The sequence below is a fragment of the Fictibacillus terranigra genome, assembly GCF_030412265.1.
Classification (GTDB): domain Bacteria; phylum Bacillota; class Bacilli; order Bacillales; family Fictibacillaceae; genus Fictibacillus_C; species Fictibacillus_C terrinigri.
On record NZ_JAUHLN010000006.1, the window covers coordinates 107,341 to 131,701 of the forward strand.

Below are 24,361 nucleotides of genomic sequence, written 5' to 3' on the forward strand. Positions count from 1 at the left end.
TTCAATTTCACAAAAAAGATGGCGTTTTTCGCCATCTTTTTTTGTTGGAGGTTTTTTGGCTGGTTTTGTAGAATATAAAAGAAAATTGGTAAATAAAGGTGGGGTTGATATTGGACATCCTTCAACAAACAGAACGCATGAAACGGAATATATCGTCAGTATTGGTCGGAAAAGAAAAAATTGTCGACTTGATCATAATTGCACTTATTAATAGAGGACATATTCTTTTAGAAGATGTGCCAGGCACCGGAAAGACGGTGTTGGCTAAAAGTGTGGCCAGATCGATCAGCGGCGGATTCAAACGGATTCAGTTTACGGCGGATATCCTGCCCAGTGATATAACAGGCATTAAATTTTTCAACCCGAAAGAACAAGACTTCGAGCTGCGAGTCGGACCTGTCATGACGAACATATTGCTGGCTGATGAGATCAACAGGGCAACACCAAGAGCACAATCGAGTCTGCTGGAAATTATGGAGGAGCGGCAGGTTACCATCGAAGGAGAAACGACACAGCTCCCCTCTCCATTTATTGTCATCGCTACCCAGAATCCGATCGAGTCTCAAGGAACATTCCCCCTCCCTGAAGCACAGCTTGACCGTTTTTTCCTACAAATTCAGACCGGATACCCTTCTTTTGAAGAAGAAAAGAGGATGCTCTCTCTTTATCGAAAGCAGGAACCCTTCGATCAGCTCGAAGCTGTCTTCTCGCTGGAGGATTTACATAGGATGCAGGACATGGTAAAGGAAGTGGAGTTGTCAGAGGATGTTGAGAACTACCTGCTGTCCATCATTCATGCGACAAGAGAATCCGGATTTGCTGAAGCTGGTGTTAGTCCGCGGGGAACACTTGCCTTTATGCGTGCATCCCAGGGCAACGCCCTGATTCAGGGACGGATGTACGTCACTCCAGATGATGTAAAGCTGATGGCGCCTTATGTTCTCTCCCACCGTCTGGTCCTGTCGCTTGAAGGGACACTGAGAAAAACAAAGCATCAGGTTATTCAAGAAATATTGAAATCGGTTAGGGTTCCTGTCGAATCAGGTGCTGGATCATGAGTATCTGGAGGGAAGAGCTTGCCCTACCCAAGCTTCTTCAAGCTTCATTAAGTGCCGGCTTGGTTTTGGCTGTCATCAGTTTTTATAAAAAGTCTCCTCTTATACTGGCGCTCGCTTGTTTATTCGCAGCTGTTTACTATGTTAGCCGGATTTACTTTAAGTCTGCAGCAGATCATCTTGTTCTTCAGAACCCCCGAAGAACAATCCGGCTATTTACGGGCGATACAGAAAGTCTGCACCTTATCCTTTCCTATGAAGGCAGCTGGCCGGAGATCCGTGGAACGATGGCATTTACCGCGGACGACGCCGTTGAAGTAGAAAATGCTGTAATCACTCATGAAAAGAAAAACGTAAAACAAAAGGATTATGAATGGAGATTTGCTGTACCTAAAAAGTCACAGGTGGAGGAGGAGCTTAAGGTTACAGGAAAAAGGAGAGGCGCCGTGAAGCTGAACCGTATTGAACTCAACATACGTAATGCCGTTGGATACGGCGTCCTCCTCCTTGCGTTTGATCCAATCTACCGAACGGAAGTGATTGTTTTTCCAGCCCCTCTCCCAGTGGTGGGCATTCATCCTTTGCTTCGCTCCAGGCAGGGTCTTCATCCTTATTCACGATCATTGTTTGAAGATGCCACTTCTCCTGCAGGTGCAAGAGCCTATGAAAGGAGTGATCCTTTCAACAGAATCCACTGGAAAGCTACAGCAGCTTCAGCTTCATTGAAAACAAAAATCGTCGAGAAAACGAGAGAATGCACATGGGCATTTATACTGAATGTTGGATCATCCTCCTATGGAACATCTTCTTTTCAGGGGGAAGCGCTGGAAAATCAGCTTAGTTATTTAGCTTTTATGTGCCAGCAAGCCTCTTCAGCCGATATTCCGTACGAAATTTTCATGAATATCCGCGTTCCAGGTGCTGCTGGTTATCTTAAAGTAGACAAAGGAGAGGGGCGTGCTCATCTCTTGCGAGTACTTGAAACACTTGCCCGTATCAGTGTTTCAAGTGTAACCTTTCCCCTTGTTGAGCTGCTTGCAAAAACAGACGGTGAGATTTCAAGCACGGCTGCTGTCGTAATCTTGGCTGGCAGGCAGGAAGTTGACGGCAGGCAAGAGAAATACTATCAAAAGTGGCAGAAACACGGCAGCCCGGTCTATCGGATTATTGATGATGAAGAAGGGGCTTATTTAGCAAAATGGTCAGCCAAGAGAGACATCTCATGAGGACCCACGGCCGGCTTCCCACGTTTTCTTTCAATTATTTGTTTGACGGTCTGCTTCTTTATTTACTCGTTATCAGCCTGCTGCCTTTCAGTCTTGCCTTATCTTTAAAGCTTTGTGCCCTTTATATTTTTGGCTGTTTACCGTTTGTTCTGCTTTTTAACTTTTCAAAAAAAATCACCATGGGTAAAATCATCCTTCTTAGCCCTGTCGCTTTTGAAATAGGTTTTATTTTTGGGTTTAGCTTCATCCATTCCATCCTTTTAGCAGGGATCATAGGCTGGAGAGCATGGGTAAACTGGTCTGAGCCGATTAAGCAAGACATGGAAGTGATCTGGCTTGGTGCTTTTGCCCTGGCCCTTTTCAGGTATATTTTCTTTCCGAACATTTCTGAAGCTTTGCTCCTTATACCTGCTTTACAGCTGGTCTGCCTTATCCTGCTTAAAAGCTATCACCGTCATTTGAATGAAGGAATACCCGGGTTTCAGAACATGAAACAAGGAATATTTTCTTTATCTGTGCTTCTGTCTTCAGCTGCGGCAGCATATCTTGTGTTCCCGCTCTTTTCGTTCTTATTTAAAAATTTGATGGGGGCATTGTTCTATGCTGTATTTTCCCTATTGAGCAAACCTCTATTCTTTCTTTACAGCCTTCTTCCCGTCTCTGATGGCCGCAAAAAAAGGGCTGAAGCCTTTGCAGGAACGTTTATGGAAAGTGAAAAAACAACAAAGACGCCATCCTTAGCCCCATCAGATGATCAGTGGATCTTATGGTTACTCTTTGCGCTCCTTTTGGTGGCTGTTTACATCTATTTTAGACGAAGGATTCTAGACACATTAGGGCAAACGATTTCAACACAACGCATTCAGCCGATCCTGCCCGGTAAACCATTGACAGAGCACAACAAGGAACGGCGTTATTGGAAAACACCTTCTGATGAGGCAAGGAAAATTTATATCCAGTTTGAAAAACGAATGACAAAACTCGGTGGAAGCCGCGCCTATAACGAATCTGTTTCAGAGTGGCTCCAGCGTCTGGATCTGCCAGGCTCCACCATTCATTCGGTTGTATCCGCTTATAATAAAGCAAGGTATGGGGGACTGACTCTTCCGTCCGAAGAACTTGCGTCATTAAAAAGCGGAACACAAAGCCTTATCCGTGAATTTAAAGAACGTCAGAAAGAAGAAAAACGCATGGATTAAACCCATGCGTTTTTTAATGTTGAGCAAAGTCTTTCTTGATCAAGCTGTGCATCACTAGATCTTGAAATTCTCCATCCACACATTGATAGTCTCGCAGACATCCTTCTTCTTTAAATCCAAACTTGGAAACAAGACTGGCAGATCCATGGTTTTCCGGATGGATCAGCGCTCCGATCCTGTTAAGTTCCATTTGCTGAAACGCGAAAGGGAGTATGGCGGAAAGCACTTCTTTCATGACCCCTTTCCGCCACTCGCTTTTTCGAATTTCATAACCAATCTCTGAACGGAACTTCTTTTTTGCCCAATTGTGGTAGCCGCACGTCCCGATTATCCGGTTTCCTTTCTTTTCCGCGATTCCCCAGCGGATAGTGAGCTGACCCTCATAGCCTTTGTGAAAGTCGCTGATCAGGGATTGCGTTTGTTCAATCGAAGTAAACGGGGCGGTACCCCAAAATTTGACGACGTCAGGATCTGAATAGGCTTCATGGAGATCCACTGCATCCTCCAGTTCAATGTTCCTTAGAATAAAGCGCTCAGTCTCCATCTCTGGAAACAAAGAGAAGATTTCATCCATTCTTTTTTAGGTCCCCTTTATGGCAAACAGCTGATTGGAGCAATACTCAATAATGTCGCTCCTGCGGACGATCCCGATAAATACACCCTGATCATCCACAACAGGAACAAAATTTTGCGTAGCGATTAAAGATAACAGATCTTCCATTACAGCGTTTATATTGACAGATTTGATGATGCGTTCCTTTTGAATGCCCGCGATGGAAAAACGATGACTAGTTTCAAAAGTCAGTCCTGGCGTGTTTTTAATCGTCCAAAGCAAATCTCCTTCTGTCAGCGTTTCAGAATACATTCCTTTTTCATCCAGCACAGGAACGGCCGTATATCGATGATGCTCCAGTTTTTCAAGTGCCTGCCTGATCGTTGATGTGGACTTTAAAAACGCCACATCTTCTTTCGGCAAAAGAAAAAAAGCGATGTTCACAGTACCTTCCTCCTCGTCCCATTCTCATTCTATCCATCTTTTGCGATCGGTTCGACGGCTAAACTTTCCCAAAGGTAATACGTAATATAGGTGTTCCAGGGCGCCCAGTCCTCAGCCAGCTTTCTTACATCCTCTTCAGACGGCTGGTAATCCAGGCCCCATGCTTTACGGACACCATTTCGCAGACCGATATCCGCAGCGGGAAGCACATTGGTCCTCCCCATAGCAAAAATAAGAAGACATTCAATCGTCCAGCGGCCGATTCCCCTGATCGGCAGCAGCGTATTCATTATTTCCTCATCCGCCATGGACCAAAGGGAATCGGTATCTAAAGCTCCGGAATTAATCAGCCTCGCAAAGTCGATGATGTACTCCGCTTTCCTTTGGCTGAATTGCAGCGCCCTCAGCTGTTCAACATCAAGGGAGGCTACTTTTTCCGGAGTTGGAAATACGGAGAACATTTCTCCTTCATGTTCAATGTGTTCACCGGCGAGATCAATCAAGCGGTCGATCAAGACACCCGCAAACGTTAGATTCACCTGCTGGCCAATGATAATTTTAACCATGGATTCAAAAAGGTCGGGATCGGTCACTAGGCGCAAACCGAAAAAGTCCGTGATGAGCGGCGCAATCTGTCTATGGTCTGAAAATTGGCGGTAGAATTGTTTAATATCAATCTCTGTGGAAAACATGCGCTTTACCATAACAGCGAGCTCTTCTTGCTCCATTTTGGAAAACCCCTCGGAGTGTTCCATCATAAGCTCAGGACTGTCGACGCTGCCGGCTGCTTTTACCTGAATCAGTATGCGTTTATTTCTAAGGTGGATCATTCTCTTATAGATTTGATTATCCATGTCCACGTGAACGATATTATTTTTTCCTGCACTGCTCACCCTCCGAAGCATCTTAGAGAAATCAAAGGGTGATGCAGGCCTAATTACTTTTAACATATTTTCTCCTTTTTACTTCATAGTTTGTAAAAAAACACATAACGATGTATGCGCTCCCATCCTCTTTATTATCCCCCCTCACCTTCAAACTTTCCAGTCTAATTTTAGGGAGGCCTATCTGAAAAATAAAAAAGCCGGCATGGGCTGCCGGCTTTATGCGTCGCGCGATTTTTCCTCTTTTTCTTTCAGGTGCGGATGTTCCTCCAGGCTGTCCACCGTATGTTTATAGGAATATCCCTTCGATATCGCAACAACAAAAATAACGAGGATGAACAAAATGATGATGACAGAAATAACAATAGAAATAAGAAGAGTGGACACGATGTACAACTCCTTTATTTATTATTCCTTATTTTAACATAGTCAAGCAGCCTGCTACACTCTGCCTTTATACAGATTGTAATCATCTATACTGTTAAAACAGCCCAGTCTGTCACCGATGACCAATCCAAAATCAATATATGCATTGTTTTTGGCGGTTATTATATTTTTATCTTCAACGACCGGCCGGTTCACAGCTCTTCCTGTCAGCCAATCCTTGGCTCGTCTGTGCTCCTCCTCAAGGACAGACGAAGTAAAATTTTTGTTAACCAGTACTCCTGCTTTGCCAGCAAGCAGCACACCCGTGCCGATTGCTGCTATCCGTACACCGTCTCGGTCAAAAGCTTTTATGAGTCTGATCAGCCGGGGATCGGACTGGCTTCCGGCTTGCCGTCCTCCCGGGATCAGCAGCATATCATATTCAAGCGGATTAATATTTTTCAGTTTAATAGACGGCTGCATCGTAAGGCCGCATTCACTAGTGACTGCCCCATGCGGCAATGTGAAGGTTAATACTTCATAAAAGCGGCTGACAATAGACAGCGCCACCATAATCTCAACTTCTCGAAACTGGGGATAGAGATAGACAAGTACTCTCTTTTTCACGTCCTCACCCATTCTTCCTGGTACTATTTACATACCATACTTTGTCGAACCTAGTATAAATTAAATTGTATCAGTACAAAAGGAGGATGTGTATTGGGAAAATCAGTGATTAACCTATGAAAATATCGAAGTGTCGCCCTATACTTTTTCCCAATTCGCACATAAAAAAAAGCAAAGCCCTGAATAAGCTTTGCTCAGAGTGTACACGATTAGTTCTTCATACCTGCGGATGCAATTCCCTGAACATAGTATTTTTGAAAGAAGACGAAAATAATCAGAAGCGGGACGGTGGCCATCGTGAGGGCAGCCATGACATGTCCATACTTCACTGGGGGCTGATGGAAAAAGAACTGCATCCCGACTTGAAGCGGCCTTACACTCTCATCTGTTGTCGCGATGAGCGGCCACATAAAGTCTCCCCAATGGGTGATAAACGTCAGGAGAGCTACTGTAATGAAAACAGGCTTTGACAGCGGAATAACGATCTGGAAAAAGATACGAAGCGTCGAAGCCCCATCCATGCGGGCAGACTCTTCTAATTCTTTCGGCAAGTTCAAAAAGAACTGCCTAAACATGAAAATATTAAACGCGTTTGCAATAAAGGGAACGATCAGAGCCTGGTAGGTATTGAGCCAATCAAACTCATCAATGATTAAATACAAGGGAAGCAGGATACTCTCAAACGGGATAATGATTAAAGCAACTACAGCTGCAAACAAGAAATCCCTTCCTTTAAACTGCATTCGCGCAAAAGCGTAGGCGGCCAGTGAGTTTACGAACAAACCGAGGATGACAATGACGGACACGTATAACGTACTCGTAAGCAGATACCTGATGAACGGGATCCGTTCAAAAACCCCGGTATAGTTATCCAAAGAAAAGGTATAAGGAACAAAGGCTTTAAAGGATTTCAAGTCGGCAAAAATCTGGGGCTCTGTCTTAAAAGAAGAGACGATCATCCAGACGAGCGGAAATAAAAAAAGAAGCGCAAGCAAAGTAAGGGCGGTATACAAGCCTATTAATTTAAGCAACCTGTTCTTTTTCATCAACTCTCCTCCTATTCTGTAGATTCTTTAATAAACTTTCGCTGCAGAATGGAAATCACCAGCACAATCACAAAGAAAAGAATGGCGATCGCTGATGAATAGCCGACATCCCTGAACTTAAAGCCGGTTTCATATACCATATAGACGAGTGTTTTTGTCGAATCCAGAGGCCCTCCCTGCGTCATTACGAACGGCTGGATAAAGAGCTTGGTAGCTGCTATCATCGTTACGATCGCAATAAAGACAAGAATATTGCGAATACCAGGAATCGTAATATGAATGAGCTTCTGCCAAGCGCTTGCTCCATCAATGGATGCGGCCTCGTAGAGATGGTCCGGAATCTCCTGAAGTCCGGCAAGGAAGATCATCATCTGATAGCCGGCACCCTGCCAGATACTCATAAAAATGATAGAGTACATCGCCTGGTCTTTATCTGTAAGAAACTGAAAAGGGCCGAGTCCCACGATATTCAAGATTGAATTGGCCAACCCGTTGTCAGGATTATAGATGAATGTCCAGAGAATCGATACAATGACCATGGACGTGACGACAGGTGCAAAAAAGGCCATCCTGAAAAATTTAATGCCTCGCACTTTTTGATTCACGAGCAGAGCCAGTGCCAAAGCGACAAGGGTTTGTACTGGGACCACGATGATGACAAAAAGAGCGGTATTGCCTAACGATTTCAAAAAGATATCGTCCTCTGCCAGACGTTTGTAGTTTTCCACTCCTACAAATTTCATTTTTTCAGGAGTCAGCAGATAATAGTTTGTGAAACTATAATACAGCGCTAAAATGGCCGGCAGTATGAGAAAGACAAATAAAAGAATCATCGCCGGACTGACGAATCCATAGCTGGCAAACAAATTTTTTCGCTTTTTTTGCTTCGGGCTTACCGTAGGCAATGGGCGGCTTTCATTTGTTTTTTGAGTAACGGGTTCCATCCGATTTCTCCTTCCTGTAGAGAGTACAGGAAAAGGAGTGAAGCAATCACTCCTTTTTCCCTCTTACTTTTTGAATCGTTCGAGTTCCCTGTCTGTATCCTTCGCTGCTTTATCAAGTTCCTTTTTTACATCCTGCCCTAAGGCAGCGGCTTGAAAGGCCTCAGCAAATTTAGCGGTTAAGACAGGATAGGCCGGCGTCGCCGGACGTGCCTTGGCTGTATTCAACACCTGGTCTTTAATCACCTTTTTAGGAAGTTTATCGTATTCCGGCAATTCCTTGAATGCAGATTCCCTGGCCGGCGGCATTCCTGTAATTTTGGATATTTCTACAACAGAATCTTTATTGCTCATCCACTTTACCACTTCAGCTGCCTCTTTTGGCTGTTTGGACTGGCTTGAGACTCCGAATGCCCATGATCCTGAAGGTGACATCTTTTTCTTGCTGTATGGTAGATAGGTCATTCCCCACTCCAGATTCTTGTACTCCTCAAACCCAGGAATCAGCCATACTCCGCCAAGCATCATGGCCGCCTTTCCCTCTTCAAAATCTGTTGGACCGTTGGAAACGCTCACAACTTTGGACTTGAACAGGTCTTTCACGTAGTTCATTGCCTCTACTGATTTGGGGCCGTTGACATAACCGTCAGCTTTTGTGTTATCTTCGTTGAGCAACAGTCCGCCGTTCGACCATACAAATACAGAGCCCATATAGGTCAGCCACTCCCCGACGCCGAGGTCCATATGCATCGTTAGGCCGTGGACGTTGTTTTTTGTCAGCTTTTTCGAGGCGTCCATAAACTGGTCCCATGTCCATGCTTTATCCAACGATTCAGGAGCCTGGATCCCGGCTTCCTTCAGCAATTTTTTGTTATAGAAGACCACGACGGATGATTCCATGGCTCCAAGAGCGAAAAGTTTGCCGTCATATGTACCTTGCTGGATGATGGATTTGGCAAAATCCTGCTTGTCCTTTTTCTCTACGTAATCATCTATGGGAGCAAGAATTCCGGTGGCCGCATAGTTTCCGACAAACGGCCCGTCCATATCGAGCACATCCGGCAGACCGTTTGAAGTGGCGGCTGCGTTGATCTTGTCTTCATAAGCATGGCCCGCACCACTCGGAATGATGTCCAGCTTAACATGAATCTTTCCTTTGTATTCCTTGTTAAATTCTTCAATGCGTTTTTTATAAAAGTCAACTTCTTTTGGCTGTCCCTGATGTGCCCACATTTTAAGCTGTACTTCCCCGTTCTTCTCTGTTCCTGATGCTCCTTGGTTGTCATTGGAACAGCCCGACATGGATAAAGCAAATACAAGACAAAAAAGCAGCAATAATCCCTTTTTCATCGGTTTTGCCTCCTCATTTTATAATCGAATGGGTGATTTAAACGGATTTTGAACTTCATCCTCTGCTGGAAGTGAACGGATGATTTTATCATTTTCCATGATAACCGCACCGTTCGAATCCTTCAATTGTCCGGTTATTTTTACGATTTCACCGGTTGTAACTGGAATGGTTAAAGATTCAAATGATTGGACGGAATCTTTTTCAATCTTTGGAACAGACAAACAGTGCTGATCGACCAGGGTGCCATCCTCCAGGAACACTTTGTACGTAATTTGGCAGTTTTCAATCACGGTGTTGTAATCGTTCACAATCCAAGGCGTGACGGTAGCTGTCCTGCCCAGCTCTCCCTCTGTAATATCCCCGTTAAAAGAAAGATGCAGCGGTTCAAAAGCTTTGGCCATGGCAAAATAGGCTTTCTTTGGCTGTCGGTAATAATCAATAATGGACCAATCGATGGACGGCCCTGTATTAACAAAATGAAACTGGAGAAGGCCGCCTACCTGATTGTACTTCTTTCGCCTTAATGCCTCTGTATGCTCCTTGTAGAATTGAACCTGATAATCCTGTGTAATGTCGATGAGCTCCTGAAGGGACTGCGTCATGACCGAACCCATCATCGTCTGATAAATATTGGTCTGAAAGCCCCACGTACGGTAGATCTCCCAATTGACCGGCCACAAAGATTCCTGGTTCATAAATTTCTTCAGAGAATCTTCATTTGGAATAGACTGGGTTCCATACTCTGTTACAAACATTGGATTATAAAACTCAGCATCTTCAATTTTTCCCCAGTACCAGCCGACCCAGTGCACACTTAAATGCGTACCGATATAGTCAGTGAAATCATCGAGCGTCTCAAAATAATGAGGGAGCTCTTCATCGGATACAAGAACTGAGTTTTTAATAACCGGGCGGAGACTGTCCAGCTCCTTTACAACGCGAAGTAGCATGTTGTCCAGTTTGTTGTAGTCATGGTAGCGGGACTCACTGTGGCAGGACCATAAAATAATGGCTGGATGGTTATACAGCATTCTAACGAAGCGCCTCGAAACATCTTCAGCCCGTTTTATAAAAAGACCGGTAGATTCATAGCCCCATTGAAACGGCAGATCCTGAAAAACCATGATTCCCTTTTCATTGCACAGCTGATAAAACTCCTCCTGTTCGGCATGAGCAAAAAGCCTGGTGGTATTCATGTTGGCGTCCAGCATCATCTGCACATCCAGCTGGTAGGATTCCTTTGTCATAAGGGAGAGGAATTGATCGGATAAATAGTTGTTTCCTTTAATAAACACCCTTGTCCCATTGAGGAAAAAGATCCATTTTTCGTCCATTTTAATTTCTCTTATTCCAAAAATTTGAATCTTATTATCTACCAATACCCCATTTACCCATACTTCAATCACGGCTTTATACAGGTGAGGAAATCCGAGCTCCCAAGTCCACCATAATTTAGGGTTGGACAGCTGATCGGTCATTGAATAGCTGCTTCTGCCAGGCCTCTGAAAATAGCTTTGTGGTTTCCATCTGTAAATTTTCCCTTTGAAATTATGGGGCAGGAAGGAAACTTCCACATCAATCCGGGCTTCCTTGCTATTGTTGTTTTGTATTTCAACATCCAGATAAATCGTTGCTTTCTTGTAATCATCTTTCAGATAAGGCGTCACCTGAATATGCTCAATATGTACCTTGCAGCGCTCTTCCAGATAAACGCCTTTCCAGATCCCTCCAGGATTAACAAGAGGGTTTGGATAATGGGCATTAACGGAAGAGGGGACTTCCGGACAGTCTGTGAGCCCTTCTTGTTTGACCGGCAAGCAGTCCCAATGGTAGAGGCCTCCCTTTGCAATTTTTTTCCGTTCTGGCCTTGTATCCAGCTCCGAGGTTACTTTTACAACCAATGTATTCTCCCCGCAATATTCCAGAAAATCAGAGACATTGAATTCAAACGCATCAAAATCGCCCTCATGAGCGCCGAGATATACCCCGTTCAGCCAGATCTCGGAATAATAATCAACAGCCTCGAAGCACATGTAAAACATTTTATTTTTCTTTAGTGCCGGCGCCCGGAACGTAGTTTTATACCACATGACCCCCTGAAAGTCCTCAAATCCTGCTTTCTGCCAGTGTGCAGGAACATGAATGTCCTTCCATTCCAGTTCCTCCGCATGGTAGACAGGCTTGTTCCTGATGTTTCCTTCCAGACGATTTTCCTCATCCGGGACACATTTCCATATACCATTCAAGCTTAGTTTTTCTCTGCATGCTCTGCTCATGTTTATCACCCGACTTCGAATTAAATGATTGTGTTTAATTATCGCTTCAAGGGACAGAGAAAAGTTAACTTTCAACACTATTCTGAACATTTCCCATCCATGAATGAACATAAACACCTTTTATATAAAAAATGTACTCCCTCTATTAAAAAGTAATGCACATCTTCACATGAACGGGTAAACCTCGGGAAGATGTGCTGTTTCCATGGCATTCGTTTTTTATTTCATACCTTTTCCTTTTGTCAGATGGCAGGGGACACCGTGGCCTACTGCACCCGGTTTAGACATTTTTTCGATATACGCCAATCCTCTCGCACATTGTGTTTTACAGGACAGGCAGGTAGAACTGGTCACCATTTTTACAGTATGGGCATATTTGTTGACTGCCTGATCATATTTGGAGATCTTTTTTTTAGCCGGTTTCTTTGCCATAATATATCCTCCTCGCCTAACATTCCTCATATGATATGAAAGGCTGAAGAGGTGTGCCACAAGTGAAAAATAAAAAAACCGCCTATAAAAATAAGCGGTTTACATCCTTATTCGATCTCATAATGCAAAGCATTCTGGTCGGCCAGTGTCAAAATATAATCACTGTCCCTCCTATCATAAGAGTCTAAAAATTCCTGAAGCGGCATGTGATATTTGTCCCAGACAATATCCATCAGCCAATTGTGGTTCACCTCAAAGTATTCTCCGTCAAAACGGTTAATTTTGACAGTTTCACCATAATACATGCCTAACACTCCTTTCGACAGGAAGGTAAACTGCATTAAGGCCATACATGATATGATAAATTATACTATAATATTCAGAAAAATAAAACAATATGACAGAAAAAAATATAGCTGAACAAAAAAAACAGGCAGTTCAAAAACCGGCCTGTTTATTATTGTTATAATTTTTTAGCGCCTAGGAACTTCGGAGCCCAATAAGGATTTTGCATGGATGCGATGCTTACTCCTTTAGATGATGAGCTGTGAATAAATTTATGGTTGCCGATATAGATCCCGGCATGAGAAGCTCCTCGTTTGTAGGTTTGGAAGAAAACTACATCTCCAGCTTTTGGAGTACTGACAGATGTACCTCTTAAATAGATGCCGGAAACAGTTCTTGGCAAATCAACTCCTGCTGATTTATCGAATACATAGTTAATATACCCGCTGCAGTCAAAACCTTTAGGTGTTGTCCCGCCCCAGCGGTAAGGAACACCCATATATTGTTTTGCTGTGCTGATCAAGCGTGTAGAGCTGTATGATGCGCTGCTTTTGGATTTAGACGGTGTTTTAACACCTAATGCTTTAAACGTGTTTTTACCAGCTACTCCATCTGCTTTCAATTTTTTTGCTTTTTGAAACTTTTTTACAGCGTTTTTCGTATATGTACCATAGTAAGCAGTTGTCTTTTTATATGTGAAATATCCTTTTTTCTTAAGGACAGATTGTAATTGTTGTACGTCTTTACTGGTCATACCTTGTTTTAAAGTGTGATCGCCAAGCGCTGCTTTACCTACGATCGGATTGAACGCCATCATTCCTACTAGTGCCGCTGCCGCTACCAATTTTTTCAAAGCATGTATCCCCCTAATATCTGTATTACCAATGTTGGTATTTGTTTCCTTGCTAACTTACTTAGATTCTACCAACAAAATATGACATGAGTATTTTAGGAAGATTACAGATATATTACAAATTAATAGAATTCCCGATTTTTTATGACATTAAACCTAATGAATTCCATATTTTTTGTCAAAATAAGCTAATTTCAGTAAATGTATTTGTAACCAACCGACTACCCAATGCGCCATCCGATGTCTAAATACCCATAACTCAAGACCTGTTTCGAATAAACTGATCAATGAAGAGGTTCTATCCCTTCAATTTTAGGGAAGTATAATGCAGAGATAGACTGCCTTAAAATATTTTCATTTAAAAAAAGGATGCCGCAATCCTTTTCGTACGTTATGATAAGCAAGTGCTACCTATTTTTTGTCATAAATATTACAGGGTTATTAACAAGAAGCGCCACAACTTTTACAAATATCATGGTATAATATGGTAGTTATTCGATTTGAATGGTAATGAATTGAAGGAGCAATGACTATTGAGTAAATTAAAATCCCATATTCTTCCCTTGAGTTTAATGCTATCTATTCCTCTTCTGCATACTTTCTATGAACTGCTGAACAACGGCGAACGGGGAGCAAGGAGTCTTATGACATCATTTGACCAGCAGATTCCTTTTATCGAAGCTTTTATCATTCCTTATGTTTTTTGGTACCTATTTATTTTTGGCATGCTATTTTACTTTTTCATCGTTGACAGATCTCTATATTTCAAGACGCTGTTAAGTCTGGCGATCGGCATGGTTGTCTGTTATGTTATCTATTTCTACTTTCAAACAACCGTACCGAGGCCCGCCCTGCATGGAACCGGGGTTCTTACGAATGTGATCCGCTACATCTATTCAGCAGATGAACCATTTAATTGCTTTCCTAGTATTCACGTGCTCAGCAGTTATTTGATGGTCATAGCCATGAGGCACTGCAAAACTAGAACAACTGCTGCCTATTTCGGGGTCAGCATTGCAGGGTATTTGATCATTCTATCGACCCTTTTCGTAAAGCAGCACGTCGTCCTTGATGCCTTTGCCGGAATTCTTCTTGGCAACATCCTGTTTAATACGATCTATTACTTTAAACCTATAATGGCATACGCCACGAACAAACGTTATTCCAAGAATAAAAAAGCAGCCGAGCCCCGATAGCGGACCAGGCTGCTTTTTCGTATCGTCTTTCTCCTCACGAAGAGAGGATCAGGCGTCCTCTCCTTTATCAGAAGCATTTCCGTGTGTTTCCATCATTTCATCGACTGATTGCATTCTGCTGTCTTCGAACTTTCCTTCGGCCTTTCTGACGAAAGAAGGTTCCCCGATTTCAAAATTGTCCGTTTTTCCTTCTTCATCAGCCTTTTCCTGTGCCTGTACGGTTCGTTTTGCATACGGAAGGGCTTTTAGTCTTTCGTAAGGTATCTCCTCTCCCGTGTCCATGCACTTTCCATAGGTGCCTTCCTCAATTCGTTGGAGCGCTTCGTTAACCTCTTCAAGAATTTCCTCCTGATTTTCATCAAGCGCCATTGCCATCTCGCGGTCATTTAGCTCACTCCCCATATCACCAAAGTGGTTATCGTATGAGCTGATCTCCCCGGTAGATTCTTGCAGGCTGTCTTCGTTCTCCCTCAGCTCCTGCTGTTTTTCAAGCTGCTCTTTCATCTTGATCAGATTCTGTTCTAGTTCGCTGACTTGTTGTTTGGATAAGCTCATGATGTTCCTCCTCCTACATGATTGTGGTTAGTATTTACCCTCTTTTCATTGAAATAACACACACAATCCTTTTATTGGACAGACATATTCTAAATTTTCAATAAATAAGAATAGTGTGGAAGGAGTTGATTGCCTATGGAGGATTACAATGATCAGCAGGAAACGGAAGGAAGAAACTGGGGACATATGCACAACCTCTGTAAGAAGCATTTGTATTTCCACGTTATTGTCACTATGAACGACGGCAAGAAAACGGAAGGGATCATAACCAATGTGGATGGCCAGAACCTCCATATGATGGTTCCTCAGGATATTCAGCAGCAACAGGCTGGGCAAGGAAGCCAGCAAGGCATGCAAGCGATGCAGGGACAACAGGGGACTCTGGGAAGAGAGGATAGTGAAGAGGAGAGGATATGGTTCGGGAGGCCATGGTTTGGAAGAAGGTTTTTTCCAGGCATATTTCCACTTGCCTCAGTGGCTGCACTTTCACTCTATCCTTATTACTATCCGTACCCTTATTACCCTTATCCACCGTATCCTTATTACCCTTATCCACCGTATCCTTATTACCCTTATCCTTATCCATATTATTGACGGCCAGCTGGATCTCCAGCTGGTTCTGCTTTGGGCAATTCGTCCTTGTTTTCCATTTCATCAATCGCCTCTTCTTCCTCCTTCAAAACGCCATCATCTATTTCTTCTTTATAAGCGTAGGATAGGAGCAGTGAGACGAGTATGCCGCCGCCGATCAAATTGCCGATGCTAGCAGGAACCAGGTTAAGCAGAATAAACTTATACCAGCTGATATCAAACCCTTCAAGGACCGTTATACTGAAATAACCCATGTTGGCCACAGCATGCTGAAAGTTTCCTGCTTCAAAAATGATAACAGGCAGAGCAATACCGAGAATTTTCCCCACTACATCTCGCGCAGCAGTAGCCAGGACCGCCGCAGCCCCGATTAGCCAGTTTGCCAGGATTCCTGAAAAAAGAACCTGAAACCAGCCCCAAGTTCCTCTATGTGTAAACTCCATTTTCTTCTCCATAAACATAAGTAAGTGATCATAGAAATCACCGTGCAAAGATCCTGAAAAATTTAAAAGAAAACCGACAAACAGAGCTCCCACGAAATTTCCAATGTAACAGATGAGCCAAAATGACAGCAGTTTTTTACTGATCCAATACTTGCTCTGCATGATATAACTGGGCAGGAGAATGTTTACTTCTGTAAATAATATGGAACCGGACAAAAAGACCATTGCATAGCCGATCATGAATCCAATGCCAGCCATTAGATTCATAATGCCTGCCGTATCAATTTCCATTGTCAGCAATACTGAACCAAGGGCTCCAAAAGCAATAAAAGCACCTGCCAGACTGGAGAGAATAAATTGAGCCATATAGGTGGTCTGCAGGGATTCTTTTCCTTTTTTAATAAACGTTTCGACGATTTGGGCAGGGAAGTAATACTGTCTTTCAGGGTATTTTTGCGCGGATTTAGAATGTGTCTTTCCTGATGGATTTCTCATTGCCGGCCTCCATTTCTTTAACTTACTTTCCCTTCATTACCCTCTCGTCAAACGGTGATTTTTATACAAAAATAAGGCGCTGTTTATGTAAATGAACATAAACGTGCGCCTTATTTAAAATACTTGCTATTCACTTGTTGATTTTCCTTTCTTTACTTAAAACACATGCCTAGCACTACTTGCAGACTTGCATCTTTCAGTTTATTTTTTCCTTTTTGGTTTCCCGCATGCCCACATGATGCGAAAATAGTTTTCACGGACTATTTCCTTATGCTCCATGATTCTAGCATGCTTCGCTTACGCTAGTCATTGGAACCACGTCCTCTGAAATTTTAGTGTTTCCATTTTGGTTTCCCACATGTCCACATATCTCAAAACCAGTTTTCACGGGCTGATTTTTTACTGGATATGATTCTGACATGCTTCGCTTACATTTTTCATTGGAATCACGCCTTTAAGAGGTTATTTTGAAAAGCTGCTGCTTGGCAGACTCTGAAGAACCCGCATGCTCCACCTATTGTACTGCTTGATAGGTTTGTTTAGCATGCTTCGCTAACATCCTTCATTGGAATCTACTCCCTTCTCTTGTTACGTTTATAATACTGTATGTAAATATTAATTAAAATATTCAGAATAATCTATTTTATCTAATTTTAGGGATTTTTGCTTGCTTCTGCCTATGAGAACAGGTTTTCTTTTAAAATTCCTGCTTTTTTCTTCAATTCTCAACAAAAAATATATAAAATCTTCACAAAATCTGGCTAGTCATGGCTCGCATGATGGATGGCCTGTTTAAGCAGGTCAATCACATGTTCATCGTCCATGGAATAAAACAAGGTGGTCCCTGAACGCCGGAACTTTACAAGGCGCAGGTTCTTCAGAAACCGTAACTGGTGGGAGACCGTAGATTGCAGAAGAGACAGAGCCTCTGTTATTTCGTTCACACTGCATTCTTTTTGGGAGAGCAGATGCAGAATCCGGATTCTGGTAGGGTCTGAGAGAGCTTTAAATGTTTGCGAGACAATAAAAAGCGTTTCATCGTCCAGCTGTGTGTTTTCTCCTGATTGATGTTCACGATTTGAATCCATCAGTAAAATCCCCCTTTTTACACTCATGTTATCGATCATACCTAATCAGGGCGTGCTGGTCAAAAGATTGAACGAACGCGTAAAAGGAAGCCCGCCAAAGCTGTACGAAACGGTGATTTTTTTTACAGGTACACCGTGTAAAATACGAATTTGCCTTTCTCCTCCAGAGTCTAGGATTAACTTTCTAATTGAAATAAATTGATCGGATGACCTGTAAGCAGCTTCAGCAGGCACTTCATTATTATTCACATAAAAGGATTGCACCTTGATTGAAGCCCATCCTTCGTTCTTTACATTAATCCATGTTTCATTGGGGGATGCCTTAAGCCAACCCCCTATGGATAATGGTGGATTCAGGCTGATAAACAAATAGATGGCTGTGGCGATCATAGCTATTAATGCCATCAATCTGAATTGATATGTTGTTTTCATCCTTCACCACCCGGCTCTTCCCTTATCACTGTTAATCTTTCTATCCTCTCTTATATCTTTAGCCGCCTGCTCTTTTTTATGACGGCAGCTTAACAAGGGCAGATGGATGGCATCAATAGAAAGAAATGAAGGAAAACATATGCAAAATAGTAAGCGATTTTTAGTTTCTCTGCTATGCTTTATGTAATTAGTATTTGAAAGGATGGTCTTGTGAAAAAAAAAGGTCTGTCTCTCATCACAGCTCTTTCCATTCTATCAGCTTTTCTATGGCTTGCGGGGCTTGCCTGGGTCATACAGGACCAGTTTTTTTCCGCTGGCAGCCAAAGTATGGACACCGTTAAGCCAGACAGGGATCAAACTCCCTCCATACCATCGGATGGAAAGAGCAAGAAACTGCATATTGCAGCATTAGGCGATTCCTTGACAAGGGGAACAGGCGACCCTGACGGGAAGGGATACATCGGTTACTTAAAGCAAGAGTTAGCAAAGAAAACAAAAAAAGAGATTGAACTTTCCAATTCTGCTATAAAAGGACAAACTTCAAAGCAGCTTCTTGATCAGGTCAGCCAGCAGCAGATCAAACGCCAGATTAAAGGCGCTGATATCATCCTGCTTACGATTGGTGGCAATGATTTATTCCGCGGCGGACAAGGTCTTCAGCAGCTGAATTCACAGGCCATCAATCAAACAGAAGAAGCTTACTTGAACAACCTGAAGGAACTGTATAATGAGATTCGTTCGCTGAACAAGACCGGGACAATCTATCATGTAGGGCTCTACAACCCATTCAGTGATATGGAGGATTCTAAAAAAACGTCCAGCATTGTCCGGAAATGGAACTATGATTCAGCGAACGCCGCGGCTGCTTTTCCAAACATTATTTATGTCCCCACGTTTGATCTTTTTGAACTTCATGTGAATGAATATCTCTTCAGTGACCATTTTCATCCGAATAAAGAAGGTTATCAATTAATCGGAGAGCGGACTGCCTCCCTCATTCATTTCAGCGAGGAGGAAAAGAAATGAGCAGATCACCTGCACTTTCCGTTAAAAACCTGCGTAAATCCATCGGCAAGAAAGAAATCATCAAAGGATTGTCCTTTGAACTATATCCCGGTGAAGTATTTGGCTTTCTTGGGCCTAACGGGGCCGGTAAAACAACCACGATCCGAATGCTTGTGGGGCTGATCAAGCCCACATCAGGATCTGTACATATCGGGGGCAAGAACGTACAGACAGAGTTCGGTGAAGCGATGAAGGATTTGGGCTGCATCGTTGAAAATCCTGAACTTTATCCTTATTTAACAGGTTGGGAGAACCTGGAGCATTTCGCCAGAATGGATTCCTCCATCCCCGAGAGCAGGCTTAAAGAAGTCGTCGATCTCGTAGATATGGGCAACAGAATACATGACAGAGTAAGCACCTACTCATTAGGGATGAGACAGCGTCTAGGTATAGCCCAGGCCCTGCTTGGCCATCCGAAACTTCTCATACTGGACGAACCAACCAACGGGTTAGATCCCGCAGGCATTCGGGAAATGAGAGAATTTATCCGTTTCCTGGCTGAAAAGGAGAAACTGTGTGTGATGGTTTCCTCCCACCTGCTTAGCGAGATTCAGCTCATGTGTGACCGGGTAGCGATTATCTCGAAGGGGAGCATCATCCGGATTGACACAGTAGAAGCATTATTGTCTGAACAGGAACGGGTAGTCTGGAATGCTGAACCACTGGATCAAGCAAAGCACCTGCTGGGGAAAGTGACAAAGGTGTCGGAAATGGAAGGCAAGCTCATCACTTTATACGATGAGGATCAAATCGGCAATTGGAACAGGCTGCTTGTTAATGCAGGAATCGAAGTAAAAGAAATGAGAACGAAACTCCCTGCCCTTGAAGATCTTTTTTTAGAACTTACAGGAGGAGAGCATATTGACTAAACTTGTTCATAATGAATTGCTGAAGCTCTTTAGAAAGAAACGGCTGTTCGTCATTATACTCATTGTAGCAGCCCTTGTTCCCCTTTTTACGTACGCTCAATACCAGCAGGCAAAAACGACACAGGAGAAACTCGGGAATGCCGATTGGCGCACGAAGCTTCAGCAGGAGATTGTAGACACACAGAACCGTCTTAGTTCAAGCCGGCTTCAGGACGACTGGAGAAAATATTTAAAAATACGGTTGGCCCAGCAGCAATACTATCTAGACCATGACATTAATCCACAGGCTCCAGGCGCTCCTACATTCATGAGAGTTTTCGTTGAAAATTCAATAACTTTGCTCTTGCCGCTGCTTGTTATGGTGGCGGCAGCGGATCTTGTTTCCTCCGAAGCAAGCGGGGGAACCATTAAGCTCCTCCTCACCCGGCCGGTAAAAAGGTGGAAGATTTTATTGAGCAAATATATTGCTCTCCTATTATCAGTATCGTTTATCGTAACCGCTGTGGCCTTCCTTTCTTACACCATATCTGGTGTGGTCTTCGGCTATGGCGGATGGGATATGCCGCTGCTGACAGGATTTAGTACAAAAGGTGAAGAATTGCTGACGGACAACGTTCATCTTATTCCTCAATGGCAGTATGTACTCATGGAATTCGGGCTCGTATGGTTTGTTTGCCTCGTCGTCGGCACATTGACCTTTATGCTGTCCGTACTGCTCAGGAGTACAGCCGCTGTCATGGGAATCATGCTCGCAGCCTTGATCGCCGGTGCCATTCTGTCGAACATGGTATCCTCATGGGAGAGCGCCAAGTATTTATTTATGGTGAACTTGGCCCTGACCGATTATATCAGCGGTATGGCCACTCCTATCGAAGGGATGACTCTCGGCTTTTCGTTAAGTGTTCTGCTTGCTTGGGCCGCTGGCGGACTCATCATCGCCTTCGCTGTCTTTACGAAAAGGGATGTGTATTAATCCTTAAAAAAAACAAAAAAGCTGCAGCAGAATTATGCTGCTGCAGCTTTTCTCTTAAACTCCCCGTTCAGGTGAATCAGTTGTCTTCTTTTTGTTCGCTTCGGAACGTTTTTTCGCTAATCCGATCAGAACGACCGCGGCAACCATAATAATTTCAAATCCATATTTAATGAACGGATTGCTGAAATAGTCTTTCAGGAAAGGCTCCCCAACAATCATTTTTGCAGCTGTCCACGCGAGAATTGCAGCTCCGATCGTAATAATAAATGGGAACTTGTCAATAAGCTTCAAAAATAGAGTACTTCCCCAAACGACAATCGGCACGGAAATAAGCAACCCAAGGACAACCAGCAAGAAGTCGCCATGAGCAGCTCCCGCAACGGCGAGTACATTGTCCAGACCCATTACGGCATCTGCAATAATGATCGTCCTGATTGCCGCCCAGATACTGTCCTGAGCTTTAATATCATGATCTTTCTCCTCTATCATAAGCTTATAAGCGATATAGATCAGAATGAGTCCTCCGGCAAGAAGCAGTCCCGGTACTTTAAGCAGCCATACAACCGCCAGCGTAGCAACGGCACGAATGATGACAGCCCCTACCGTACCCCAGATAATCACTTTCGTTTGCTGCTCTTTTTTTAAGTTTCTTGCTGCCATTCCGATCACAATCGCATTATCGCCTGCCAAGACCAAGTCGATAATGACGATGGATAAGAGGGCAGAAAAGAATTCAGCTGTAAAAAAATCCATGTAATACATTCCTCCTCAGGTACCTTGCTGTACACAATAAAACCATATAATTGCAACGGGCCCTTACTCCAATTATCATTTCTTAAAAAGCTCGGAGACATGCACTAACATTCTCCTAAAATCTCAGGACTGGCTTGTTCACCTCTTTCTAAAAGCTCTTTAAGACTGATTGCTCATCTATAGGTATACGATTGACATGAAAGAAGGTTTCAATCATTTTTAAAATTTTAAGAGGCAGGCTGTCTCGATCGAAGAAACAAAGGGAATACTGCAGCTAACGGTTAAAAAGGAGTTAGGTATGATTGTATTTTTAAAAGAACTTAAGCTGCGTTTTTTTGAAGATAAAGTGTTTGATCTCTCTGCACAGCTAGCTTACTATTTTTTTGTTTCACTCTTTCCCTTTTCATTTTTAATCTTCACAATTTTAGGATTCCTTCCTATTTCATCTGCTGCCGTGCTAGAAATCATCCGCCCGTTCGCTCCCGTTCAGGCTTTTCACCTGCTGGAGTATAATCTGATTTCAGTACTCGATCAGAATAGAAGCGATATTTTTTCCATCAGTATTGTGATTACCATCTGGCTGTCCTCTATCGGAATTCTTGCCATCATCCGTGTGTCCAACCAAGCTTATCATGTAATCGAAAACCGGCCTTTTATAAGAGAGCTCTTCCTCGGCATCCTTTTAACCTTAGGCCTTGTTCTGGCTATAGTTACTTCCTTGCTGCTGCCGGTATTCGGCAATTCGATCGGTATTTTTCTGGCGAACAGGCTCGGCTATGATCATCCGGCTTTTCATCTGTGGAACACGACCCGCTGGACCTTAAGCTTCGTTATTCTGATGGTGATGTTTGTGTCTCTCTACCTCATCGCTCCGAACATCCGACTGAAGCTTAAGAACGTCTTGCCGGGGGCATTCTTCTCCACGATCGGCTGGCAGCTGATCTCGATCGGTTTTTCGTATTATGTTACTCTTTTCGATTATCGCCAGATCTATGGCAACCTTGGCGCATTGCTCACCCTGATGATCTGGTTCTATCTCTCAGCCATGATTCTTATTCTTGGCGGGCAGATTAACGCGGCCTTGCTTACGATTCATAAGAGAAAGGCAGAACAAAGATAATTTTCTGTCGAAAGGGTATAACAGGATTGACTTTTTCTCTGTTCCATATAATGATTTAAGATATATAATAAAAGTTATTCTACATAGAGGATGATGGCCTGAAATGTCGTTAAAAAATGTAATCATTATTGGTTTGATTCTGGCTGGGGTAATCTTTCTGATCCCATACAGCATTCCATTAATATTAGCTCTTGTGACCGCTCTTGTGCTGGAGCCGGCAATCAAATTCTTCATAAGAAATTTTAAGATGAAGCGTTTATTGTCTGTAACCATCACTTTTATATTATTCCTGGCAGGATTTGGACTTTTGTCATATTGGCTGACCACCACACTGGTCGTCCAGACCATCGAATTCCTGTCATTGATTCCGACATACGCTGTTAAAGTGTTCGGTCTGATTGAAAAAGATTTATACAGAGCTGAAAGGCTGTACGCTTCACTGCCTCCCGAAGTCGTCTCGACGGTACAAAATGCTTTGAACGGCTTCAAGACATTTGCTGGAAGCTTTGCGACTAAGCTGACCAATGGTATTATCGCCATTATCGCTTCCATTCCCCAGCTGCTGATTTATCTCATCATTTATTTGGTCGCTGTGTTTTTAATCTCTCTTGATCTGCCGCGGCTCTTCGCTAATTTTCTCAATCTGTTTACGACATCGGCAAGAGAGAAAGTTGAGCTCGTTTTTACACAGCTTTCAAGAGCGACTGTAGGTTTTATTCGTGCCCAGATCATCCTAAGCTTTATCACATATGTTCTTGCCTTGATCGGCTTATTGATACTAGATGTTAAGTATGCTGTACTGATCGCCCTTTTTGTCGTATTGGTTGATATCCTGCCGATACTGGGTACCGGATCGTTTATTGTTCCGTGGGCTATCTATAACTTTGTCGTCAATAACGATTTTCTTGCCATCGGCCTGATGATCATGTTTGCTGTTCTTACCATCATACGGCGCATCATTGAACCTAAAATACTGGGTTCAAGCCTTGGGATTTCCGCTTTGGCGGCATTGATCAGCCTTTACCTCGGATTCCAGATCCTTGGATTTGTTGGCCTTATTGTCGGACCTGCCCTTGTGATCATCTATGAAGCGCTCCGTAGTGCCGGTTTTGTTAAGATTAAAATCGATTTTTAAGCAGATCCTTCCATTCAGGACAAAAGTACAAACCTTGGTTTGTACTTTTTTTATTTGTAGGTTAGATATCCTATCATTTATGGGAATTATAGAACTAGCTACAGAAAA

At 43.1% G+C, this 24,361-nt stretch carries 27 protein-coding genes; 10 read left to right on the forward strand and 17 right to left on the reverse strand.

Translation table 11 applies throughout. The features are described from left to right. Nucleotides 1-137 precede the first annotated feature (137 nt). From QYF49_RS21985 to QYF49_RS21995, 3 genes are read left to right on the forward strand one after another with little or no spacing between them, the layout of a single operon-like run. Nucleotides 138-1,058: an AAA family ATPase gene (locus tag QYF49_RS21985; protein WP_425589630.1), complete on the forward strand. Its 921-nt coding sequence runs from the start codon at nt 138-140 to the stop codon at nt 1,056-1,058. After that, nucleotides 1,055-2,281, forward strand: coding sequence for a DUF58 domain-containing protein (locus tag QYF49_RS21990; RefSeq protein WP_290401740.1), 1,227 nt, complete (start codon nt 1,055-1,057; stop codon nt 2,279-2,281). Before QYF49_RS21985 ends, QYF49_RS21990 begins: the two co-directional genes overlap by 4 nt. Then, a complete protein-coding gene (locus QYF49_RS21995; RefSeq protein WP_290401741.1) occupies nt 2,254-3,480 on the forward strand; it encodes a hypothetical protein in 1,227 nt (408 codons plus the stop codon). The genes QYF49_RS21990 and QYF49_RS21995 overlap by 28 nt, the downstream gene beginning before the upstream one ends. Before the next feature lie 13 nt (nt 3,481-3,493). On the opposite strand, the gene QYF49_RS22000 is transcribed toward QYF49_RS21995, so the two are convergent. The 12 genes from QYF49_RS22000 to QYF49_RS22055 all read right to left on the reverse strand — a co-directional run bounded on the left by QYF49_RS22000 (nt 3,494) and on the right by QYF49_RS22055 (nt 13,538). Continuing rightward, nucleotides 3,494-4,054: a GNAT family N-acetyltransferase gene (locus tag QYF49_RS22000; RefSeq protein ID WP_290401742.1), complete on the reverse strand. Its 561-nt coding sequence runs from the start codon at nt 4,052-4,054 to the stop codon at nt 3,494-3,496. Nucleotides 4,055-4,060: 6 nt separating this feature from the next. Then, nucleotides 4,061-4,477 carry a CBS domain-containing protein gene (locus QYF49_RS22005; RefSeq protein WP_290401743.1) on the reverse strand — a complete coding sequence of 139 codons (417 nt, stop codon included), beginning with the start codon at nt 4,475-4,477 and terminating at the stop codon, nt 4,061-4,063. Between the two features lie 29 nt (nt 4,478-4,506). Further along, nucleotides 4,507-5,427: a DNA-3-methyladenine glycosylase family protein gene (locus tag QYF49_RS22010; protein WP_290401744.1), complete on the reverse strand. Its 921-nt coding sequence runs from the start codon at nt 5,425-5,427 to the stop codon at nt 4,507-4,509. Between the two features lie 153 nt (nt 5,428-5,580). After that, nucleotides 5,581-5,748 carry a YtzI protein gene (gene ytzI / locus QYF49_RS22015; protein ID WP_290401745.1) on the reverse strand — a complete coding sequence of 56 codons (168 nt, stop codon included), beginning with the start codon at nt 5,746-5,748 and terminating at the stop codon, nt 5,581-5,583. Nucleotides 5,749-5,802: 54 nt separating this feature from the next. After that, nucleotides 5,803-6,354: a DJ-1/PfpI family protein gene (locus tag QYF49_RS22020; protein WP_290401746.1), complete on the reverse strand. Its 552-nt coding sequence runs from the start codon at nt 6,352-6,354 to the stop codon at nt 5,803-5,805. A gap of 209 nt (nt 6,355-6,563) precedes the next feature. Beyond that, nucleotides 6,564-7,400: a carbohydrate ABC transporter permease gene (locus QYF49_RS22025; RefSeq protein ID WP_290401747.1), complete on the reverse strand. Its 837-nt coding sequence runs from the start codon at nt 7,398-7,400 to the stop codon at nt 6,564-6,566. An 11-nt stretch (nt 7,401-7,411) separates the two neighbouring features. Then, nucleotides 7,412-8,344, reverse strand: coding sequence for a carbohydrate ABC transporter permease (locus QYF49_RS22030; protein ID WP_290401748.1), 933 nt, complete (start codon nt 8,342-8,344; stop codon nt 7,412-7,414). A gap of 63 nt (nt 8,345-8,407) precedes the next feature. Continuing rightward, nucleotides 8,408-9,691 carry an ABC transporter substrate-binding protein gene (locus QYF49_RS22035; protein ID WP_290401749.1) on the reverse strand — a complete coding sequence of 428 codons (1,284 nt, stop codon included), beginning with the start codon at nt 9,689-9,691 and terminating at the stop codon, nt 8,408-8,410. Between the two features lie 18 nt (nt 9,692-9,709). Continuing rightward, nucleotides 9,710-11,968, reverse strand: coding sequence for a glycoside hydrolase family 2 protein (locus QYF49_RS22040; RefSeq protein ID WP_290401750.1), 2,259 nt, complete (start codon nt 11,966-11,968; stop codon nt 9,710-9,712). 219 nt (nt 11,969-12,187) lie between these two features. Then, nucleotides 12,188-12,400 (reverse strand): hypothetical protein, encoded by a 213-nt coding sequence (locus QYF49_RS22045; protein ID WP_290401751.1) that lies wholly within the window; start codon nt 12,398-12,400, stop codon nt 12,188-12,190. A 107-nt stretch (nt 12,401-12,507) separates the two neighbouring features. Beyond that, nucleotides 12,508-12,705 (reverse strand): hypothetical protein, encoded by a 198-nt coding sequence (locus QYF49_RS22050; protein ID WP_290401752.1) that lies wholly within the window; start codon nt 12,703-12,705, stop codon nt 12,508-12,510. Between the two features lie 158 nt (nt 12,706-12,863). Beyond that, a complete protein-coding gene (locus tag QYF49_RS22055; RefSeq protein WP_290401753.1) occupies nt 12,864-13,538 on the reverse strand; it encodes a C40 family peptidase in 675 nt (224 codons plus the stop codon). Between the two features lie 533 nt (nt 13,539-14,071). Here QYF49_RS22055 and QYF49_RS22060 point away from each other — a divergent pair. Beyond that, complete coding sequence (locus QYF49_RS22060; RefSeq protein ID WP_290401754.1) at nt 14,072-14,734, forward strand: phosphatase PAP2 family protein; 663 nt, start codon at nt 14,072-14,074, stop codon at nt 14,732-14,734. 48 nt (nt 14,735-14,782) lie between these two features. Here QYF49_RS22060 and QYF49_RS22065 read toward each other — a convergent pair whose 3' ends face one another. Further along, complete coding sequence (locus QYF49_RS22065; protein ID WP_290401755.1) at nt 14,783-15,289, reverse strand: TraR/DksA C4-type zinc finger protein; 507 nt, start codon at nt 15,287-15,289, stop codon at nt 14,783-14,785. A gap of 135 nt (nt 15,290-15,424) precedes the next feature. Between QYF49_RS22065 and QYF49_RS22070 the strand changes: the two genes are divergently transcribed. Beyond that, nucleotides 15,425-15,883, forward strand: a complete 459-nt coding sequence (locus QYF49_RS22070) for a hypothetical protein (RefSeq protein ID WP_290401756.1) — start codon at nt 15,425-15,427, stop codon at nt 15,881-15,883. On the opposite strand, the gene QYF49_RS22075 is transcribed toward QYF49_RS22070, so the two are convergent. The 3 genes from QYF49_RS22075 to QYF49_RS22085 all read right to left on the reverse strand — a co-directional run bounded on the left by QYF49_RS22075 (nt 15,877) and on the right by QYF49_RS22085 (nt 18,338). Further along, complete coding sequence (locus QYF49_RS22075) at nt 15,877-16,818, reverse strand: formate/nitrite transporter family protein (protein WP_290401757.1); 942 nt, start codon at nt 16,816-16,818, stop codon at nt 15,877-15,879. The genes QYF49_RS22070 and QYF49_RS22075 overlap by 7 nt on opposite strands. Before the next feature lie 761 nt (nt 16,819-17,579). Beyond that, a complete protein-coding gene (locus QYF49_RS22080) occupies nt 17,580-17,906 on the reverse strand; it encodes an ArsR/SmtB family transcription factor (RefSeq protein WP_290401758.1) in 327 nt (108 codons plus the stop codon). A 45-nt stretch (nt 17,907-17,951) separates the two neighbouring features. Then, entirely contained in the window at nt 17,952-18,338 is a 387-nt protein-coding gene (locus QYF49_RS22085; protein ID WP_290401759.1) for a hypothetical protein, read from the reverse strand. A gap of 210 nt (nt 18,339-18,548) precedes the next feature. Here QYF49_RS22085 and QYF49_RS22090 point away from each other — a divergent pair, with 210 nt between their 5' ends. The 3 genes from QYF49_RS22090 to QYF49_RS22100 are packed head-to-tail and all read left to right on the forward strand — an operon-like array spanning nt 18,549 to nt 21,245. Beyond that, entirely contained in the window at nt 18,549-19,364 is an 816-nt protein-coding gene (locus tag QYF49_RS22090; RefSeq protein WP_290401760.1) for an SGNH/GDSL hydrolase family protein, read from the forward strand. Continuing rightward, nucleotides 19,361-20,272, forward strand: coding sequence for an ABC transporter ATP-binding protein (locus QYF49_RS22095; protein WP_290401761.1), 912 nt, complete (start codon nt 19,361-19,363; stop codon nt 20,270-20,272). The genes QYF49_RS22090 and QYF49_RS22095 overlap by 4 nt, the downstream gene beginning before the upstream one ends. Then, complete coding sequence (locus QYF49_RS22100) at nt 20,265-21,245, forward strand: ABC transporter permease (RefSeq protein ID WP_290401762.1); 981 nt, start codon at nt 20,265-20,267, stop codon at nt 21,243-21,245. Before QYF49_RS22095 ends, QYF49_RS22100 begins: the two co-directional genes overlap by 8 nt. A 54-nt stretch (nt 21,246-21,299) precedes the next feature. Here the strand turns inward: QYF49_RS22100 and QYF49_RS22105 are convergent, their stop codons facing one another. After that, entirely contained in the window at nt 21,300-21,998 is a 699-nt protein-coding gene (locus tag QYF49_RS22105; RefSeq protein ID WP_290401763.1) for a TerC family protein, read from the reverse strand. A gap of 298 nt (nt 21,999-22,296) precedes the next feature. On the opposite strand from QYF49_RS22105, the gene QYF49_RS22110 reads away from it, so the two are divergent. Both QYF49_RS22110 and ytvI read left to right on the forward strand, forming a co-directional pair. Beyond that, nucleotides 22,297-23,118 carry a YihY/virulence factor BrkB family protein gene (locus tag QYF49_RS22110; RefSeq protein ID WP_290401764.1) on the forward strand — a complete coding sequence of 274 codons (822 nt, stop codon included), beginning with the start codon at nt 22,297-22,299 and terminating at the stop codon, nt 23,116-23,118. Nucleotides 23,119-23,221: 103 nt separating this feature from the next. Next, on the forward strand, nt 23,222-24,253 hold the full coding sequence (gene ytvI / locus QYF49_RS22115) for a sporulation integral membrane protein YtvI (RefSeq protein WP_290401765.1): 1,032 nt from the start codon (nt 23,222-23,224) through the stop codon (nt 24,251-24,253). Nucleotides 24,254-24,361 lie beyond the last annotated feature (108 nt).